This is a genomic window from Wenyingzhuangia gracilariae (assembly GCF_056387575.1).
This window is the reverse complement of record NZ_CM150748.1, coordinates 1373821-1392050: the sequence shown is the minus strand read 5'-3', so window position 1 is coordinate 1392050 and position 18230 is coordinate 1373821. Positions and strand designations below refer to the sequence as shown.

Annotated in this window: 14 protein-coding genes; 6 read left to right on the top strand and 8 right to left on the bottom strand. The window is 30.8% G+C overall.

The genetic code is table 11. The features are described from left to right. Positions 1–11: 11 nt before the first annotated feature. From ACY2IJ_RS06025 to ACY2IJ_RS06015, 3 genes are all read right to left on the bottom strand, one after another. Positions 12–1286, bottom strand: a complete 1275-nt coding sequence (locus ACY2IJ_RS06025) for an ATP-binding protein (protein WP_476726255.1) — start codon at positions 1284–1286, stop codon at positions 12–14. A 171-nt stretch (positions 1287–1457) separates the two neighbouring features. Further along, complete coding sequence (gene yidC, locus ACY2IJ_RS06020) at positions 1458–3350, bottom strand: membrane protein insertase YidC (protein WP_476726254.1); 1893 nt, start codon at positions 3348–3350, stop codon at positions 1458–1460. A gap of 66 nt (positions 3351–3416) precedes the next feature. Then, positions 3417–5033, bottom strand: coding sequence for a CTP synthase (locus tag ACY2IJ_RS06015; protein WP_476726253.1), 1617 nt, complete (start codon positions 5031–5033; stop codon positions 3417–3419). Positions 5034–5336: 303 nt separating this feature from the next. On the opposite strand from ACY2IJ_RS06015, the gene rpmH reads away from it, so the two are divergent. The 3 genes from rpmH to ACY2IJ_RS06000 all read left to right on the top strand — a co-directional run bounded on the left by rpmH (position 5337) and on the right by ACY2IJ_RS06000 (position 9219). Then, entirely contained in the window at positions 5337–5495 is a 159-nt protein-coding gene (gene rpmH, locus ACY2IJ_RS06010; RefSeq protein ID WP_167185137.1) for a 50S ribosomal protein L34, read from the top strand. A gap of 123 nt (positions 5496–5618) precedes the next feature. After that, positions 5619–8474, top strand: a complete 2856-nt coding sequence (gene carB, locus ACY2IJ_RS06005) for a carbamoyl-phosphate synthase large subunit (RefSeq protein ID WP_476726252.1) — start codon at positions 5619–5621, stop codon at positions 8472–8474. Positions 8475–8622: 148 nt separating this feature from the next. After that, positions 8623–9219 (top strand): T9SS type A sorting domain-containing protein, encoded by a 597-nt coding sequence (locus tag ACY2IJ_RS06000; protein WP_476726251.1) that lies wholly within the window; start codon positions 8623–8625, stop codon positions 9217–9219. A gap of 68 nt (positions 9220–9287) precedes the next feature. Here ACY2IJ_RS06000 and ACY2IJ_RS05995 read toward each other — a convergent pair whose 3' ends face one another. Beyond that, positions 9288–9812: a hypothetical protein gene (locus ACY2IJ_RS05995; RefSeq protein ID WP_476726250.1), complete on the bottom strand. Its 525-nt coding sequence runs from the start codon at positions 9810–9812 to the stop codon at positions 9288–9290. Positions 9813–9942: 130 nt separating this feature from the next. Here ACY2IJ_RS05995 and ACY2IJ_RS05990 point away from each other — a divergent pair, with 130 nt between their 5' ends. Both ACY2IJ_RS05990 and ACY2IJ_RS05985 read left to right on the top strand, forming a co-directional pair. After that, a complete protein-coding gene (locus tag ACY2IJ_RS05990; protein ID WP_476726249.1) occupies positions 9943–10881 on the top strand; it encodes a hypothetical protein in 939 nt (312 codons plus the stop codon). After that, positions 10882–11799, top strand: coding sequence for a leucine-rich repeat domain-containing protein (locus ACY2IJ_RS05985; protein ID WP_476726248.1), 918 nt, complete (start codon positions 10882–10884; stop codon positions 11797–11799). On the opposite strand, the gene ACY2IJ_RS05980 is transcribed toward ACY2IJ_RS05985, so the two are convergent. Then, positions 11788–12942, bottom strand: coding sequence for an MFS transporter (locus tag ACY2IJ_RS05980; RefSeq protein WP_476726247.1), 1155 nt, complete (start codon positions 12940–12942; stop codon positions 11788–11790). The genes ACY2IJ_RS05985 and ACY2IJ_RS05980 overlap by 12 nt on opposite strands. 151 nt (positions 12943–13093) lie before the next feature. On the opposite strand from ACY2IJ_RS05980, the gene ACY2IJ_RS05975 reads away from it, so the two are divergent. Then, on the top strand, positions 13094–15403 hold the full coding sequence (locus ACY2IJ_RS05975; RefSeq protein ID WP_476726246.1) for a type IA DNA topoisomerase: 2310 nt from the start codon (positions 13094–13096) through the stop codon (positions 15401–15403). A 380-nt stretch (positions 15404–15783) separates the two neighbouring features. Here the strand turns inward: ACY2IJ_RS05975 and ACY2IJ_RS05970 are convergent, their stop codons facing one another. The 3 genes from ACY2IJ_RS05970 to ACY2IJ_RS05960 are packed head-to-tail and all read right to left on the bottom strand — an operon-like array spanning position 15784 to position 18217. Further along, positions 15784–16530 (bottom strand): hypothetical protein, encoded by a 747-nt coding sequence (locus tag ACY2IJ_RS05970; RefSeq protein WP_476726245.1) that lies wholly within the window; start codon positions 16528–16530, stop codon positions 15784–15786. Between the two features lie 59 nt (positions 16531–16589). Then, the gene (locus ACY2IJ_RS05965) at positions 16590–17090 is read right to left on the bottom strand and encodes a hypothetical protein (RefSeq protein WP_476726244.1); all 501 of its coding nucleotides are present in this window, start codon (positions 17088–17090) and stop codon (positions 16590–16592) included. Between the two features lie 26 nt (positions 17091–17116). Beyond that, positions 17117–18217, bottom strand: a complete 1101-nt coding sequence (locus tag ACY2IJ_RS05960) for a DNA alkylation repair protein (protein WP_476726243.1) — start codon at positions 18215–18217, stop codon at positions 17117–17119. Between the last annotated feature and the right edge of the window lie 13 nt (positions 18218–18230).

Here is an 18230-nt window from a genome sequence, read left to right as displayed (position 1 = left end):
ACTCTGTTGATTTAATTGGTTTTGAATTGAATAATGAATTTTAATCCCATTTGTTCCGAAGAACTATATTTAAAATAAGCATTCATTTCTTCAATAATATTTCGGATTAGTTTTAAGTTGTTTTTAGGATTTCCAAACAAAACATCAGTTTCAATTTTATCAGCAGGAACTCCATTGTTTTTTGTGAATATTTCTAGAATTGTTTTTTTCTGCGCTTTGTGTATGGTAAAGTATAAATCTTGATTGCTTACATAATTTACAACATACATAATAATACTGTGTAAGGTAAAGTTTAAAGCGTTTAAGTTGGCTTTTACAAAAACATCAGTATGATGAACATCTAAATGTGTACGGATATTTTTTTCTGTAAAAACAGATTCAAATTGCTGTATGTTTTCCAAAAAACAACTTTTTAAATCTACAAGTGTTGGTTCTAAACCATAATCAAACACAATGTATTTTGTATTGTAGGGGTTTAGTAAAATGGAGTTTTTAAAATGTAAATCGTTAATTTTTTGATGTACATCATTATCAATAATATTAACTGTATTAGTTGGAGTGTTTGTGATTTTTTCTTTTAAATATTCTATATTGTTACTAAAAGAGTCTATTACTTGCTGATATTTGTCTAGTAAAACTTCGTTTTTTTTGTTGGTTATTCTTATTTGGTTTTTTGCATCAAACAGTTGTGTGGTAACCTCTTCAATTCTATCTTCAAAGTCAATTTGCTTTAACAAAGCATCTCTTACCATTGTTTTTTTTAATTTAGGAAAATAAGAACTAATAAGTGCTATGGTTAAAAACAACAAACCACCATTGTTTAGTATGGTAGAATAGTCAGAAATTATTTTAAAATAAGAAAATAAAAAAGCTGTAATTAACAGCAGTAGAAAGTAAAACAAACTGTTTCTAGAATCCCAAATAATATAAGAGTTTACACTAACAATAACGGTAATTAAAATATTGATATAAATAATTTGTGTATTACCATATTGTTTGGCAATAAGAAATAAACATAAAAAAGTAAAGGTAAAGAGTACTGTATGCAACAAGAACTCAGGAGCTATTTTTAAAGTTGATTTAAACTTATGAAGTAAAATAAAGGCAAAAATAACAAAACTTTTGGCTATTAAAAAGACATTCCATAGCCTAGGAATAAATAAATAATCAATAAAAACAGAAAAGAATAAAACAATAAGAATACCCCACAAAATAGTATCTACTCTCTGGTTTAGTTCGTTTTTTAAATACTCTTGTAGTTTAAGTTTTACAATTAAGTTTTCCAAAACAATGTTGTGTATAGGGGTTGTACTATTTAAAGTTAAGAAATACTACCTAAATAAAAACGGATTTTGTATAAAGTTTGTATTAAGGTGTGTTTTCTAGTTCAATTAAAAAGCCTTAAAGTTAATTTACTTCAAGGCTTTTTAATTGAATAGGTAACTCTTACAATAATATTACTTCTTTTTCTTTTTTTGTTGAACAGCCTGTTGTGCCTGTGCTTGTTTCATGGCTTCATCTAAACGTTGTTTAAATTTGCTTTGTTTTTTAGGCTTTTTTCTGTTTTCGTGAATTTTAGCTAATATTTTTTCCTCATCAATTACATAGTTCTTAATTACAAACATAATTGTTAAGGTTAATAAGTTAGATATAAAATAATACAAACTCAATCCAGAAGCGTAGTTGTTAAAGAAAAACAACATCATTAATGGAGAAAAGTACATCATCATTTTCATCATTTTCTGCATGTCTGGCATTCCTTCTTGTGCAGGTTGTTGCATACTCATTTGCTGACCTTGATTCATTTTCATGTAAAAGAAAATAGCAATAGAAGCCAATACAGGAAACAAACTAAAGTGATTTCCGTAAAAGCTAGATAAGATAGGAATATGAGTAGACCATTCAAAAACACTATCATAAGAAGCTAAGTCATCAGCCCATAAAAAAGGTTGTTGTCTTAAATGTATTTCCGATGGGAAAAAACGGAACAATGCAAAGAATACTGGCATTTGTAACAAAGCAGGAATACAACCAGCCATCATATTTACACCAGACTTACGCTGTAAAGCCATAATTTCTGATTGACGTTTCATTTGGTTTTCTTTACCAGGGAATTTAGCATTAATCGCATCCATTTCAGGTCTTAAAACTTTCATTTTAGCACTAGAAACATAAGATTTATAGACCAATGGAGACATTAACAAACGAACCACCAATGTCATTAAAATAATAACCAAACCATAGTTGCTAATAAATCCGCTTAAGATATCAAAAATAGGAATAAATACTACTTTGTTAATCCATCCAAAAATTCCCCAACCTAAATTCATTACATGCTCAATTCCTTTGTCGTAAGAAGCTAATTGTTCGTGAATGTTAGGACCAATGTAAAAACTCATGTTGTAAGCCAATGCACCATTGGTTAGTTTTAATGGAGCTACAGTACTAAATTTTTTGGTAGCTACGGTATCAACTAAAACATCGTTTACCAAAGATTCTGAGGTCAATTCAGCTTTTTCAAAAGCAGTATTGGTTGTTAAAATAGTAGAGAAAAAATGTTGTTTGTACCCAATCCAGTTTACGTTTTCTTCAATTTCATCATCTTTAGAACCTACAGATAAGTCATCAAATTTACCGTCTTCTTTTTCGTAGTGCAAAGCAGTCATTTGATTTTCGTACTTGATACTTTTTTCTTGACGTAAAGCTGTTAAATCCCACTCTAAGTTAATTTTGTTGTTGCTATTGATTACATTTTCTAAACCAACAGATCTAACAGAAAAATCTAACATATAATCGTTAGGTTTCAATTCATATCTATATTCTAAATATTTGTTGTTAGCGGTTTTAAGTTTAAAAGAGGCTACTTTATTTTTACCATTTTTACTAGTAGATGGAGAGAAAATTAAATCTTTAGTATTAATGATTTTATTTTCGAACGTACCAAAGTTGATGTTAAAATTAGCATTTGCATTTTTAATTAAATACAAAGGAGCTTTGGTATAAGTTGTATAATCTTTTAACTGAGCTTCTATAATTTGACCTCCTTTGTTGGCGATAACCAGTTTTAACACTTCGTTTTCTAAAGTGGTGGTTCCATTATCTTTAGCTCCATAGGCAAAAGAATATGCAAATTCACCATATTTTTTTACAGCCTCGGCATTTAACAAAGAATCAGACACTTCTAAAGTATCGTCTTCTAAAGTAATAGGTAGCTCTGCACTTGTTTCTGTTTGTACATTTTCTTGCGCAGGTACTTTGTCTTTTTGAGTCATAGTGTACCATACCAATACAGCACCTATTAATGCAAAACCAATTAATTGGCTAATGTCTAATTTCTTTTTTTCTTCCATTTTGATAAAAAATAGAAGTCTGTCAATTTTAAATGAAATGACAGACTTGCTTTGTGATTGTATATTTTATTTTGATTGTAAATGCTCTAAACTTGCGTTAACAAAGTCCTTAAATAAAGGATGAGGATTTAATACGGTACTTTTGTATTCTGGATGATATTGTACAGCAACAAACCATGGGTGTGATGGAATTTCTACCACTTCTACCAATCCTGTTTTAGGGTTGACTCCTGTGGCTTTCATTCCTGCAGCTTCTATTTGCTCTTTAAAATCGCTGTTAAATTCATACCTGTGTCTATGTCTTTCAGATATAAGTTCTTTACCATAAGCGTGGTAAGCTTTAGAATCTTTTTCTAATTGACAGTCCCAAGCACCTAAACGCATGGTTCCACCCATATCGGTAATGTTTTTTTGATCTTCCATTAAATTGATTACCGGATATTTTACATCAGGAACCATTTCTGTAGAATTGGCTTTTTTAAGTCCTAAAACATTTCTAGAAAATTCAATAACAGCCATTTGCATTCCTAAACATATTCCCATAAACGGAATGTTATTTTCACGAGCATAACGAATGGTTTCTATTTTTCCTTCGGTTCCTCTGTTACCAAAACCAGGTGCCACCATAATACCTCCTAAACCGTGAAGTTTTCTGGCAATATTATCTTTGGTAATGTCTTCAGAATGGATCCATTCTACTTTTACTTTTATTCTTTGCGAAGAACCTGCATGTATAAAAGCTTCGGCAATAGATTTGTAAGCATCTTGCAATTCTACATACTTACCAATTACTCCAATTTTTACTTTGTGTAATGGGTTTTTGTGTTTTTCAATAAACTTATTCCATTCAATAAGTTTAGGTTCTTTAGTGCTGGTTAAAGCTAGTTTTTTTAAGACAACTCTATCTAAACCTTCGTGTAACATTAAGTTAGGAACATCGTAGATAGTTTCTGCATCTAAAGAAGAAATTACATCTTCTTTTTGCACATTGCAGAACAAGGCTAGTTTTCGTTTAATGTCATCAGAAATAAAATGCTCAGAACGACATACTAAAATATCAGGATTCAAACCATTTTGCATCATCATTTTTACAGAATGTTGCGTAGGTTTTGTTTTTAATTCTCCAGCAGCAGCTAAAAACGGAATTAAGGTTAAGTGAACGACAACAGAATTGTGTTCTCCCAATTCCCAAGTTAACTGACGAACAGATTCAACATAAGGTAAAGACTCAATATCTCCTACGGTACCTCCTAACTCTGTAATTACAACATCATATTCTCCGGTTTCCCCTAAAATTTGAATACGTTCTTTAATTTCGTTGGTAATATGTGGAACAACTTGAACGGTTTTTCCTAAAAAGTCTCCTTTTCTTTCTTTGTCTATTACAGATTGATAGACTCTTCCTGTAGTTACATTATTTGCTTGTGAAGTTTTAACATCTAAAAAACGTTCATAATGCCCTAAATCCAAATCTGTTTCAGCCCCATCATCAGTAACATAACACTCTCCGTGTTCATAAGGATTTAAAGTACCTGGATCTATGTTAATATAAGGATCGAATTTTTGAATGGTAACTCTGTAACCTCTTTCTTGTAAAAGTTTAGCTAAAGAAGCAGCAATAATTCCTTTACCTAGAGACGAAGTAACACCACCGGTTACAAAAACATATTTCGTATTTGCCATTGTATTTTGTTTGTGCAAAAGTACAAACTTCTGTAGAAATATAGCTAAAGTTTTCTAGGTTGTTTTTTTGCTAGGGTTTAAGTGTTTGATTCTCTTTTTTATAAACCTTAATTTTATATTTCATATAGAGAAATAGGAGTTTTGTTTTGTGATTAAAAACAGCGAATAAAAAAATATATATAATTTTAAATAAAAACATTTGTAGTTTTTAAATATTCCCATATATTTGCAGTCGCTAAAGAAAACTCCATGGTTTTCAAAACTAGCTAAAGCATTAAATAAACGACGTAAGATATAATTAAAATGAAAAGAACGTTTCAACCATCAAATAGAAAAAGAAGAAACAAGCACGGTTTCAGAGAAAGAATGGCTTCAGCTAACGGACGTAAAGTTTTAGCTAGAAGAAGAGCAAAAGGTAGAGCAAGCACAACAGTTTCTTCGTCTCCAAGACATAAGAAATAATGATGCTATCATTATAATATAATAGGTGTTACTTTTAAGTAACACCTTTTTTTTGAATTTTTTTTTAGAATGTAGTTCAACTAAAGATAATCAGATTGTTATCTTTGCCCCAAAATAAAGAGTATGCCTAAAAATCCTAACATCAAATCGGTTTTAATTATTGGTTCAGGTCCTATTGTAATTGGTCAAGCTTGTGAGTTTGATTATTCTGGATCTCAATCAATCCGTTCGTTAAAAGAAGAAGGAATTGAAGTAACTTTAATCAATTCTAATCCAGCAACTATAATGACAGACCCGTCATTAGCAGACAATGTGTATTTAAAGCCTTTAACCACAAAGTCTATTAGAGAAATTTTAGAAAAACATCCAAATATTGATGCTGTTCTACCTACTATGGGAGGACAAACAGCATTAAACTTGTGTATTGAGGCTGATGAAAAGGGAATTTGGGAAGATCATAATGTAGATATGATTGGTGTTGATATTGATGCCATTAATATTACAGAAGATAGAGAACAATTTCGTGAGTTGATGGGTAGAATTGGAGTAGGAATGGCTCCACAAGCAACAGCAAGTTCTTTCTTGTCTGGTAAAAAAATAGCACAAGAGTTTGGTTTTCCTTTATGTATTCGTTCATCGTTTACTTTAGGAGGAGCTGGAGCAGCAATTGTTTATGAAGAAGAAGACTTTGATGATTTATTACGCAACGGATTAGAGATTTCTCCAATTCATGAGGTAATGATTGACAAAGCTATGATGGGATGGAAAGAATACGAATTAGAGTTGTTGCGTGATAAAAACGACAACGTAGTAATTGTGTGTTCTATTGAAAATATGGATCCAATGGGAATTCATACAGGAGATTCTATTACTGTAGCCCCTGCAATGACATTGAGTGATTCTACTTTTCAAAAAATGCGTGATATGGCCATTCATATGATGCGTTCTATTGGAGATTTTGCCGGAGGATGTAATGTTCAGTTTGCTGTATCTCCAGACGAAAGAGAAGAAATTATAGCAATTGAAATCAATCCACGTGTATCTCGTTCATCAGCATTGGCTTCTAAAGCAACCGGATATCCAATTGCAAAAATTGCATCTAAATTAGCTTTAGGATATACCTTAGATGAATTGAACAACCAAATTACAGGAAATACATCGGCGTTATTTGAACCAACGTTAGATTACGTAATTGTTAAAATTCCTCGTTGGAACTTTGATAAGTTTGAAGGTGCAGACAGAACTTTAGGTTTGCAAATGAAAGCTGTAGGTGAGGTAATGGGAATTGGACGTTCTTTCCAAGAAGCATTACATAAAGCTACTCAATCTTTAGAAATTAAAAGAAATGGTTTAGGAGCCGATGGTAAAGAAGAAACACACTACGATACCATTATTTCTAAATTAACCAACGCATCATGGGATAGAGTATTTACGATCTACGATGCCATAAAAGCAGGAATCTCTTTACGTAAAATTTACGATATCACTAAAATTGATATGTGGTATTTAAAACAATACGAAGAGTTATTTACTTTAGAAAAAGAAATATCAACATATACATTAGATACTATTTCTAAGGACTTGTTGCTAGAAGCTAAACAAAAAGGATATGGAGACAGACAAATTGCTCATATGCTTAAATGTTTAGAATCTCAAGTGTACAAAAAACGTGAGGACTTTGGAATTAAAAGAGTTTACAAATTAGTAGATACTTGTGCTGCTGAGTTTGAAGCTAATACTCCTTATTATTACTCAACTTTTGAAAACACAATGACTTTGCCAGAAGGTGAAGCTTTTGCACACAACGAATCTAAAGTAACAGATAAGAAAAAAGTAGTTGTTCTAGGTTCTGGACCTAACAGAATTGGACAAGGAATAGAATTTGATTACTGTTGTGTACACGGAGTTTTGGCTGCTAAAGAAGCAGGTTACGAAACCATTATGATTAACTGTAACCCTGAAACAGTTTCTACAGATTTTGATACTGCAGATAAGTTGTACTTTGAGCCAGTATTCTGGGAACACATTTATGATATTATTCAGCATGAAAAACCAGAGGGTGTAATAGTTCAGTTAGGTGGACAAACAGCGTTAAAATTAGCAGAAAAGTTAGAAGCTTACGGTGTTAAAATTATGGGAACTAGCTTTGAAGCTTTAGATTTAGCTGAAGATAGAGGACGTTTTTCTGATATGTTAACTTCTTTAGAAATTCCTTTCCCACAATTTGGAACAGCAACCAATGCTGATGAAGCTTTGGAAATTGCAGATAATTTAGATTTCCCAATTTTAGTTCGTCCATCTTATGTATTAGGAGGACAAGGAATGAAAATTGTAATCAATAAAGAGGAATTAGAATCACATGTAGTAGATTTATTGCGTTCTATTCCTGGAAACAAATTGTTGTTAGACCACTATTTAGAAGGAGCTATAGAAGCTGAAGCAGATGCAATTTGTGATGCAGATGGAAATGTATACATTATTGGAATTATGGAGCACATAGAACCTTGTGGAGTGCACTCTGGAGATTCTAATGCAACCTTACCTCCATTTAATTTAGGAGAGTTTGTAATGGCTCAAATTAAAGAGCATACTAAGAAAATTGCTGTAGCCTTAAAAACAGTTGGTTTAATTAACATTCAGTTTGCAATTAAAGATGATATTGTTTACATTATTGAAGCAAACCCTAGAGCTTCTCGTACAGTTCCTTTTATTGCGAAAGCTTATGGAGAGCCATACGTTAACTATGCAACTAAAGTTATGTTAGGAGTTAACAAAGTAACAGACTTTACGTTTAATCCTAAGCTAGACGGTTTTGCTATTAAGCAACCTGTGTTCTCTTTCAACAAGTTTCCAAATGTAGATAAAACATTAGGACCAGAAATGAAATCTACAGGAGAAGCAATTTTATTTATAGATAGCTTAAAAGACGATGCATTTTATGAATTGTATTCAAGAAGAAAAATGTATTTGAATAAATAATAGAATTAGATTTTTATAATTTTTTAAAAGCCGATAAGTTTTACTTATCGGCTTTTTGTTGTTGCCTGTGTGTTTACACAGTTGTAAATCAGATACTTGTGTTTGTTTTTTGATTAAATTTAAGATGAAATCGAAAAATAAAAAAATTATGAAAAAAAAATTACTATTACTATTGTTGTTAACAGTTAGTTCAATAACAATAACTTATGCACAGTCAACAATTACTAAAGATCCATCTCTTACAGGTAGCTTTACAATAGATGAAGGAGATAACATTAAATTCGAAGTAGGAAGTGTTTTAGGAGCTCTTGCTACGTTAACATGTACATCTGCACCAGATGGTGTAGTTACAACTAATTTTACGGCTAATATAGAAGTAGGTGAAACTATTTTTTACAACAAAACAGTTACAGTAGCTGGAGATTATATTTTTAATTATAATATTGGAATTACGAATAATAATTTTACAATGACTGTTGAGTCGACTACATTAAGTTCAAATACGGTGAAAAAAGAAACGGAGGTTACGGTATCTTATAATTCAAATTCAGAAACGTTAACAATAAACAACTTAGATGCTGATGAGATTAAAAGTGTTACAGTGTTAAATTCCTTAGGTAGCACTGTATATACTTCTAAAGATTCTGTAAAATCAATAAATTTAAATTCTGTAGCTAGTGGAGTATATGTATTGGTTGTTGAGTTAAATGCCTCTAGAATTACTAAAAAATTTATCAAAGGATAAATAAACAAAAAAGAAATAGAACCTCAATTTCTAGAAAATCACCTATTTAATAACAAATAGGTGGTTTTTTATTTTTCTAAGTTTATCTTTAACTTTAAAGCCAATCCGTTTTGATATTGATCGTTTAAAATTTTAGAAAGATAATCCAAGTCATTTGTTCCTATACGATAGCTAATTTGTAACGTAAAGTTACCATTGTAATCGTTTAGTTTTCCTTTGAGTGTTACTACCTGAGTAATTCCGTTTACGCTTACACTTCCTTTTACATTAACATCGGTATTGGTGTTTAGAAAAAGGTTACCGTTAAAAAAAGATTTGTTTTGATTTTTAACAAAATCGTTAAGTTGTTGCACAGGAATAAAATTATCAAATTGTTTAAAGTCTATTTTATATCTATAACCTTGAATAAGCGGAGAAGCTGTTAAAGATTTTCTTAAATACTCTAAATCATTTAATTGGTTGTTTTTTTGCTTTTTAGATTGAATTTGAATGTTTTGTAAAGCTTGCAATGCTACTTTATTACTATCAATAGGAATTTCTTGGCAGTAGCCATAGGTAGAAAATAAAAGAAGTATAAAGGTTTGTTTGATCACAGGTGTTTTAAATATAAGTATCTATTTAACTTAGCAAATTTAATGCAACAATTAAAATAATTCTAAAAAATAATATGACGAATGCCAATAGCATACAAAGACTTTCTAATTTTGTTTCTAAAATTGATCTATGCGAAATCAATTCCTAAAAATTCTATTTTTCATAATTGTTAACAACGTATCTGCTCAAAAGCTGTATTACAATGGAGCTCTTACCTTAGATGTTAAACTGATTATTGGGAATCAAAATAAATTGTGCCAATTAGGAATATCTGCATTTGGAATTTCTAGTTACAATAAAGTAGCGTTAGAAGGTGGTATTTCTGTATACACAGGTTATCTTTTTAAAAAATACACTATTAAGAGTAATGGTTTTACAAGTGGTTATGATGTGTTTTACTTAGCAGGCTATGGCCAAAACAACAATTTGCTAGGTTCTTCATTAAGTCAATACAACAAAGTGATATTGTACGATCATCAGCATAGGAATGCTTTTTATGGAATAGGGTTTGGTTTTGAAAAACAATTTTTTCTGACCTACTTAGATGAGTTTGAACAGCGTGTAGGTAGATTTATGATGCGTTTTGCTAAAAACAATCAATCTTTAGGTTTTAGTTTTAAAAACGATTTTAAAATAGGTAATTTATTTTTTGGCGATGCTACAGATTTTGGAACAACAGGGAGTTTGTATCTAACGTATTCTAATGCTAAAAGTGTAGAAGAAATACATCAAGTAGGTTTTGCGTTAGAATTGTTTACACCACAACCAGATTATGGTAAGATAGCCAACAATAAGGTAAATTCAGATGATGGTAGAAAAAATGTATGGCACACAACCGGTTTGCATAAAAACACTTTTTATGCCAATAGTTATTTAAGCTACAAACTTCAACAAAATTCTATAGTTTATCTATTAAATACTGGTATTGAAAGTCATAAGTTAGGAGCTTACATACAAAACAAATTGCACGATGGTTTTGGTTTGAATCCTAGATATCCATGGAATGTAACACAAAAAAACGCTGTGTATTTGCAAGGAGAAGTACAAACGTTTGTAAATAGTCTGTAAATGAAAAAACATCCATTTATAAGTAGTTTTTTAATGCTTTTGCTTTTGATGTCTTGTCAAACATCCAAAATATTTTATGGTATTACTTACTCAAATTTAGCAGTCACTAAAAATGTATATCGATTAGATTTAAGTAGCTATCAAAAAGAAATTGATTTATCCGAATTTATGGAATTAAGAATGCTAAACCTTTCTAATGTTAAAGATGTAGAGCAGCTTGATGCTATTCTAAAAACAATACCGAATCCTACAGAATTAAAAGTTCTCATTTTAAATAACAATCAATTAAAAACATTACCCAACAGTTTACTTAGATTTAAAGAGCTAAAACAACTGTCTTTACACAACAATCCTAATTTAGATTTAAAAGCGGCTTTTACAGACTTATCTTCGCTAAAACTAGAGTTTTTAAGTTTGCAATACAATCACCTAACAGAAATTCCTAAAGAGATTGGTTTGTTAACAACCTTAAAAGAAATCAACCTATCCCACAACAATTTGTTTGAAACTAATTTTTTTGATGATTTAGCAGAACTCCCCAAATTACAATCCTTATGGTTACGAAATAATGAAATTACAATTTTAAATACTAGTTTGAATAAACTGTCTCAATTGGTTCGTTTGTATCTAGAACACAATCAACTAAAAGAGCTACCAAACAATTTAAAAGGACTAAAATCTTTAAGAGTTTTGCATTTATCTTTTAATAAGTTTGAACAGCTTCCGGAGAATTTACAGCACATTCCTAAACTAATTTTATTGCACATAGACCACTGTTATATACAAACCATTCCTAAAACATTTAATGCTAAAACAATCTCTATTAAAGGGTTGGTTATAAATGATAATGCACTATCCTCTGAAGATATTAAAAAATGGAAGTCTGTTTTTAAGAATAACTTTCTTTTAATTTTTTAATCTTAATTGATAGATTCCAAAAATGGGACCTATGGCTAATAGAGGCAAAGCATTGGCAATAGAAGTATGGTTTAACAATTCTTTAAAAGCATAAATACTAATAATAGTAAGCGTAAAACCTATACTTGTGGATATAGTTAAGGCTGTACCGTTGTAGTTTTTTAAACTAGCTGCATTGATTAATGTTGACAATAGTGGAGAGTCTGCTACTACCGTAATTCCCCACACTGTTAAAAATGGAAAAAATAGATATTGAGGTAAATGAATGGTTATAGGGCTTAACATACAGCAAATTGCAGAAATGGTCATGGCCCATTTGGCTACTGTTAAATCTGTTTTTATTTTTGATAATTTTCCTGCTACCACACAACCCAAACTACCTATACTAATAACTATAAAACTCCACAAAGCTACATTGTAGTTTAAATTGTTGATGGAATTGTAGTGCGTAATAAGCAAAGGAGTAAAAGCCCAAAAAGTATAGAGTTCCCACATGTGACCAAAGTACCCAAAAGAAGCTTTTCTAAATTCTTTCTTTTGAAATAATTGCGGGATGATTGAAAAGTTTATTTTTTGCATTTCCTTTTTGGCAGGAGTGTTTAAAAATAACATAATAATACCTCCTAAGGTAGCGAGTAGAGAACTGGTTAGTATTACAAAAGTCCAGTTGATATTAATTTTAAAGCTGGCAATAAAGTGAGGGAAAGCGGTTCCTAATACCAAAGCACCTACCAAAACACCTAAGGCATTGCTAATGGTTTGTGGAAAAAAATAAGCGGCAATTTTCATTCCCACAGGATAAACTCCTGCTAAAAATACTCCTGTTAAAAATCGGAAAATAAAAAGTTGTTCAAAATTTAAATTAGGAACTAAGATACTTGCGTTGGCAATAGCTCCTAAACAGATACTAATGCTAAAAACAATGTTGGCTTTAAACCTATCGGCCAAATTAAAAATAGCATAACACAGGCTTCCTAAAATAAAACCTAACTGTGTTGCTATAGTTAAAGAGGTTAGGAGGTTGGTGTTTTCTAAATGATGGGCTGTAGCAATTTCGTTTAAAACAGCATTGCTACTAAACCACAAAGAAGTACCAAAAAATTGACTAACAACAATAATTGTTAAAAGAAGTGTTTTGTTCATCACATAAAATTATAATAAAACAGTCGATAAACTGTGAATATCTTTCTTTTAAACCATTTAAAGTTTCTGTTATTTTTGTTTTCTTTGATAATTACCTTGAAATGAATTGAAACCTGTTTTAAGAAGTTGTTAAATTAATTAAATCATTTAAATGAAAGTTTGTATTGCAGAAAAACCAAGTGTTGCTAAAGAAATTGCTACTGTTCTAGGAGCAAACGTAAGATGCGATGGTTATTTTGAAGGAAATGGATATCAGGTTACTTGGACTTTCGGACATTTGTGCGGATTGTACGCTCCACATGAGTACAAACCTCATTGGAAAAGTTGGAATTTAGACACACTTCCTATGTTGCCAGAAAGATTTGAAGTTAAGGTGATGGAAGACAAAGGAGTGCAAAAACAATTTAGAACCATTAAATTTTTGTTTGACAAGGCAGATGTAGTCATTAATTGTGGCGATGCAGGACAAGAAGGAGAGTTGATTCAAAGATGGGTTATTAACCAAGCAGGTTACAAAGGAAAGGTAGAACGTTTGTGGATTTCTTCTTTAACAACAGAAGCAATTAAAGAAGGTTTTGAAAAATTAATTCCAGCAGAAAAATACGATAATTTATATTACGCAGGAAGTTCCAGAGCCATAGGAGATTGGTTGTTGGGAATGAATGCAACTCGGTTGTATACTTTAAAATATGGTAGAGACAGGCAAGTGTTGTCTATTGGTAGAGTACAAACCCCTACATTGGCCATGGTGGTTAAGCGTTTTTTAGAAATACAAAATTTTAAACCACAACCGTATTGGGAAATTCAAACTCTCTACAGAAATACTGTTTTTAATAACGAACAAGGACGTTATTTAAAAAAGGAAGATGGAGAGCAGACTATGGAATTGATTAAAGGGAAACCTTTAGAAATTATATCTGTAGAAAAAAAGAAAGGAAAAGAATACGCTCCTAAATTATTTGATTTAACAGGTTTGCAAGTGTATTGCAATAACAAATTTGGATTTACTGCCGATGAAACCTTAAAAATTACTCAAGGTTTGTATGAGAAAAAAGTAGTTACCTATCCACGTGTAGATACCACGTTTTTACCAAATGATGTATATCCTAAAGTACGAGGAATTTTATCAAAATTAACAAAATACGCAAGCTTAACAGCTCCTGTGTTGGCAGAGGCAAAAATTAAAAAATCAACCAAAGTTTTTAACGATAAAAAGGTAACAGACCACCATGCTATTATTCCAACAGGAGTAGAAGAGCCTTTGCATACTAATGCTCAAAAAGTGTACGATATTATTACACGTAGGTTTATAGCTGTGTTTTATCCAGATAGTGATGTGTCTAATACCACAGTATTGGCAGAGGTAGAAAAAATAGGTTTTAAAACTACGGGGAAAGAAATATTGTCTGAAGGATGGAGGGTTGTTTTTAAAACTCCTGAGCAAAAAGAGGCTACAGCAAAAAAAACAGAAGAAGAAGTGATTATGCCCACTTTTGTAAAAGGAGAATCTGGAGAGCACGAACCCTCATTTTTAGAAAAAGAAACCAAACCACCCAAACAATATACAGAAGCAACTTTGTTACGTGCTATGGAAACTGCCGGAAAACAAGTAAAAGATGATGAGCTTAGAGATTTAATGAAGGAAAACGGTATTGGAAGACCATCTACTCGAGCAAGTATTATAGAAACCTTATTCAAGAGAAATTATATAGAAAGAAATAAAAAACAAATACTACCTACTTCTACAGGAATTCAATTAATAGCTACCATTCAGAATAAATTATTAAAATCAGCAAGATTAACGGGTGAGTGGGAAAAGCAGTTAAAAGATATAGAAAAAGGAACTTACAATGCAGGAACCTTTATCAATAACATGAAAAAAATGGTAGACGATTTGGTGGTAGAAGTTCGTTTATCCAATCATAAACCTATTGTTATTGATGCTGTAACCAAAACAACGGTAAAACCTACAAAAAAACAAACCAAAGGAATTGTAGGTATGGAATGTCCTAAGTGCAAACAAGGTAGTTTGCTAAAGGGTTCTAAGGCTTATGGGTGTAGTAAATATAACGAGAATTGTGATTTTATACTTCCTTTTGAATTTCAAGGAAAAAAAATATCAGACAATCAATTAACAAGGTTGTTAACCAAAGGGAGTACTGTAAACTTAAAAGGTTTTACAACTTCTGAAGGAAAAAAAGATGGGAGTGTAGTTTTTAACGATGTTTTTAAATTAATGTTAAAAACAAAAGAAATTAAGCAGACCAAACCCTTAACAGTTCCCAATGTGTTAACCTGTCCTAAGTGTAAACAAGGAACAATTTTAAAAGGGAGTTCTGCTTATGGTTGTTCTAATTACAAATCTGGTTGTGATTTTAAAATGGATTTTGCGACCATTAAATACAAAGCTGCAGGCAAAGAACTAACAAAAGCCTTGGTGTGGCAATTGTTAAATTCTTAAATAAGATTTGTGTTTTTAAACCTATCTTCTGTAATACAAACGTGAAAATCTTGTTTTATGATAGTAGTTCATAAAAAGCTTATAATTTAAAATTCCCGAACTAATAATAATAAAATAAATAAAGGAGAATTTAGGTTGTATAAAACTTTCGTTCAGTATGTCGTTAACTGTGTAATAAAAAGAGAAAACAAGTAAAAACCAAATAGTGGTACTGTTCACAATATATTTTTTTGTGGGGCGTTTTAACCAATTACGTTTCTTTCGCATTTTGTTAAGTTAATTATTAGGGTATCTTAAATATAGTAAATTATATACATAAAAAAACGAGCACTTACAATGCTCGTTTTTCTGTTTGTTTAGGAAAGGTAACTGTTTGCTTTTTAGTTTGTTCTAGCCATTATATCTTTTATTTCTACATTGTTTACTGGGTTAACACGTGTTAAGATGAAGTTTCCGAAATCGTCAAATGTACCCCAACCTTTTAGGTTTTTAGTTTCTATAAGATAAGTGTCTGTATTGTTTTTTTGCTTTAAAATCCCCACTATTGTATCGTTCAAACGTATGTTGTATTGGTGGTCTTTTTGTTTTAAAAACTCATATTTTTTGTTTTTAAATTCTAAAATAAAATCAACATTAGTAGAAGAGTTTGTTGTAGTTGCTTTGTTTGCAATGGTTGGTTGTGTGGTGGTTTGTACAATAGTTTTTGTAGGAGTGTATTGATGCTCTAATATGTTTACATCTTTTAGTGTTTCTTTAAGAGCTTCGTAATAACTAGACTGAAATTCTTTAATCCTGCTTTTTCCTTGAATGCTGGTGTAAATTTTTTCTCCATAGCAGTTGTTAAAAATTAAATTCATTTTGGTCATCATAAATCCAGATTTATCAACATCTAAATGTAGTATGTCACAAGGTTTTATATTCTTTAATTTTTGATTTCCTTTTAAAAATGCCTGAAAGTGATATTTGTTTAAACTGGCTACTAATATTCTGTTTAAGTTGTATTCGTTAGCCTCTGTTTGAAAAGAAAATTTTTCGGGAATAAGTACATATTTATATTCGTTTAATTTTTTTTGGGCTTGTATGGAAAATAGACCGCTAAATAGCAGGGTAAAAAAAAGGTATTTCATAAAAATGGTGTAAACTTGTTATAGGTATCAATATACTAAAAAACGAATGAAAGGGGTGTTTATTTTCCCGTCTTAATAATTCTATAGATTATTTTTTTTATTCCAGGAGATAAGGGTTCAATATATTGTTGCTGACAAATAAATTTAAGTTCTTCGTTTAGTTCTGGGTATTTTTCGCAAGTTTTAAAAATTTGTTTAAAAGCAATATATCTTACTGCAGAAGCTTTGTTAATGTTTTCCCAAATGGTCATGCACAAGTCAAAAAGTTTTCCTTCTTGTTCGTCATTCAGAGTCATTTTATCTAAAATTTTTAAAATCTCTCGTTGATGCCCGTCTTTTTTTTGATGGATACTGTTAATAAATTCATCTATATAAGGTGCTATTCTAGCATCGTTTTTTTGGGTACAATGTGTAAGAATCCATGTAGCTCTCCAAGAATGAGGTTGTTTGTTGCTTAGTGCAACTTGAATGGCTGCAGCATGCACCTCTTGTTGTTCTTGAAAAGTTTGTACTAAAAAGTCTTTGTCAATTCTTTTGTCTAGTATAAAGTCTAAATTCATTTGTAAAATCAGCCTATTGTAATGTGTTATGTTGTCAGTTCAAAATCCAATACATCAAATTCTTTCCCATTGGCTATAATGGCTATTTTATGAGTTCCAGAATAGTGTTTTCTTGTGGTTATGGGTTTAAAATGTTGTTGTTTTTGTATTTTGTTTATGCTGTAAGGAGCATATTCTTTTTGACTAATTTGAAATATTTTTTTAGAAAGAGTACCGTTGTTTTTTATGTAATAAACGGCATATTCTAAGCGAATTAAAATGTGTTTTTTGGCATTATTAACAATGTTAAAAGAAAAATGCAAACGGTCTCCTAAAGTAATTTTAGTAGTACTCAGTTTAAAGTTTTGAACATCAATTTGTGTGGTGTTTCCAAAACCAAAAATGGTCATTATTTTAGGTTCTGCTTGTTTTAATAAGTTTCTATTGGCATGTTTTAAAATCCAATCGGTGTGTTCTGTTTCTCCGTAGTGTTTTTCGGTAAATTTTATTAAAATGTCTTTATGGTCTTTAGAAATATCATTTAAATTATTGGCCACACTTTTTCTAACATACAGCTCAGAATCATTCAATAAATTTGTTAAAATAGGGATTATTTTATTTGGGTCTTTTTTAAAATCAGGCAAAGCCATTGCCCAAGGTAATCTTGGTCTACAGCCTTCACTAGCCAATCTTCTTACATGAAAATTTGGATGAAAACTCCATTCGGTCATTTTAGCCATTACATAATTTGTATGCGCTTTTATAAAAGGTCTAATGGCAAACTCACAACTTATATAGGGAGTAATTGTTTCAAAACTCGCAATGCTTTCTACCAAATAATTTTGCCCATAAATTTCTATATAATCAGGTAAGAATAAGTATTCAAAACCTCCAGGAATTTTATGTTTTTGTAATATAGGAATTAGTTGTTTTATTTGTTCTACAGCAACTCTAAAATCAGGATTAAGAAAACAATGCAATGTATTAGCAATGTGGTGCATTCTGTTTTTTAACTCATATTGTTCCCACTCTGTAGTAAAAATTAACGATAAGAATTTTTTAGAATTTACAGTAGGCTGTATTTCTTTAAAGGCATTTAAAAATGTATGAAAAAAAGAGTGATTGTATGCGTTTTTTAATGGCTCCATAGATAGGATAAAT

Bases quoted from the DNA above. Each gene is read 5' to 3' on its own strand.
- carB (WP_476726252.1), top strand. From the start codon at position 5,619: ATGCCTAAAAATCCTAACATCAAATCGGTTTTAATTATTGGTTCAGGT.
- ACY2IJ_RS05990 (WP_476726249.1), top strand. From the start codon at position 9,943: ATGCGAAATCAATTCCTAAAAATTCTATTTTTCATAATTGTTAACAAC.
- ACY2IJ_RS06000 (WP_476726251.1), top strand. From the start codon at position 8,623: ATGAAAAAAAAATTACTATTACTATTGTTGTTAACAGTTAGTTCAATA.
- ACY2IJ_RS05965 (WP_476726244.1), bottom strand. From the start codon at position 17,090: ATGAATTTAGACTTTATACTAGACAAAAGAATTGACAAAGACTTTTTA.
- ACY2IJ_RS05985 (WP_476726248.1), top strand. From the start codon at position 10,882: ATGAAAAAACATCCATTTATAAGTAGTTTTTTAATGCTTTTGCTTTTG.
- yidC (WP_476726254.1), bottom strand. From the start codon at position 3,350: ATGGAAGAAAAAAAGAAATTAGACATTAGCCAATTAATTGGTTTTGCA.
- ACY2IJ_RS05970 (WP_476726245.1), bottom strand. From the start codon at position 16,530: ATGAAATACCTTTTTTTTACCCTGCTATTTAGCGGTCTATTTTCCATA.
- ACY2IJ_RS05960 (WP_476726243.1), bottom strand. From the start codon at position 18,217: ATGGAGCCATTAAAAAACGCATACAATCACTCTTTTTTTCATACATTT.
- ACY2IJ_RS05980 (WP_476726247.1), bottom strand. From the start codon at position 12,942: ATGAACAAAACACTTCTTTTAACAATTATTGTTGTTAGTCAATTTTTT.
- ACY2IJ_RS05975 (WP_476726246.1), top strand. From the start codon at position 13,094: ATGAAAGTTTGTATTGCAGAAAAACCAAGTGTTGCTAAAGAAATTGCT.
- ACY2IJ_RS06015 (WP_476726253.1), bottom strand. From the start codon at position 5,033: ATGGCAAATACGAAATATGTTTTTGTAACCGGTGGTGTTACTTCGTCT.
- rpmH (WP_167185137.1), top strand. From the start codon at position 5,337: ATGAAAAGAACGTTTCAACCATCAAATAGAAAAAGAAGAAACAAGCAC.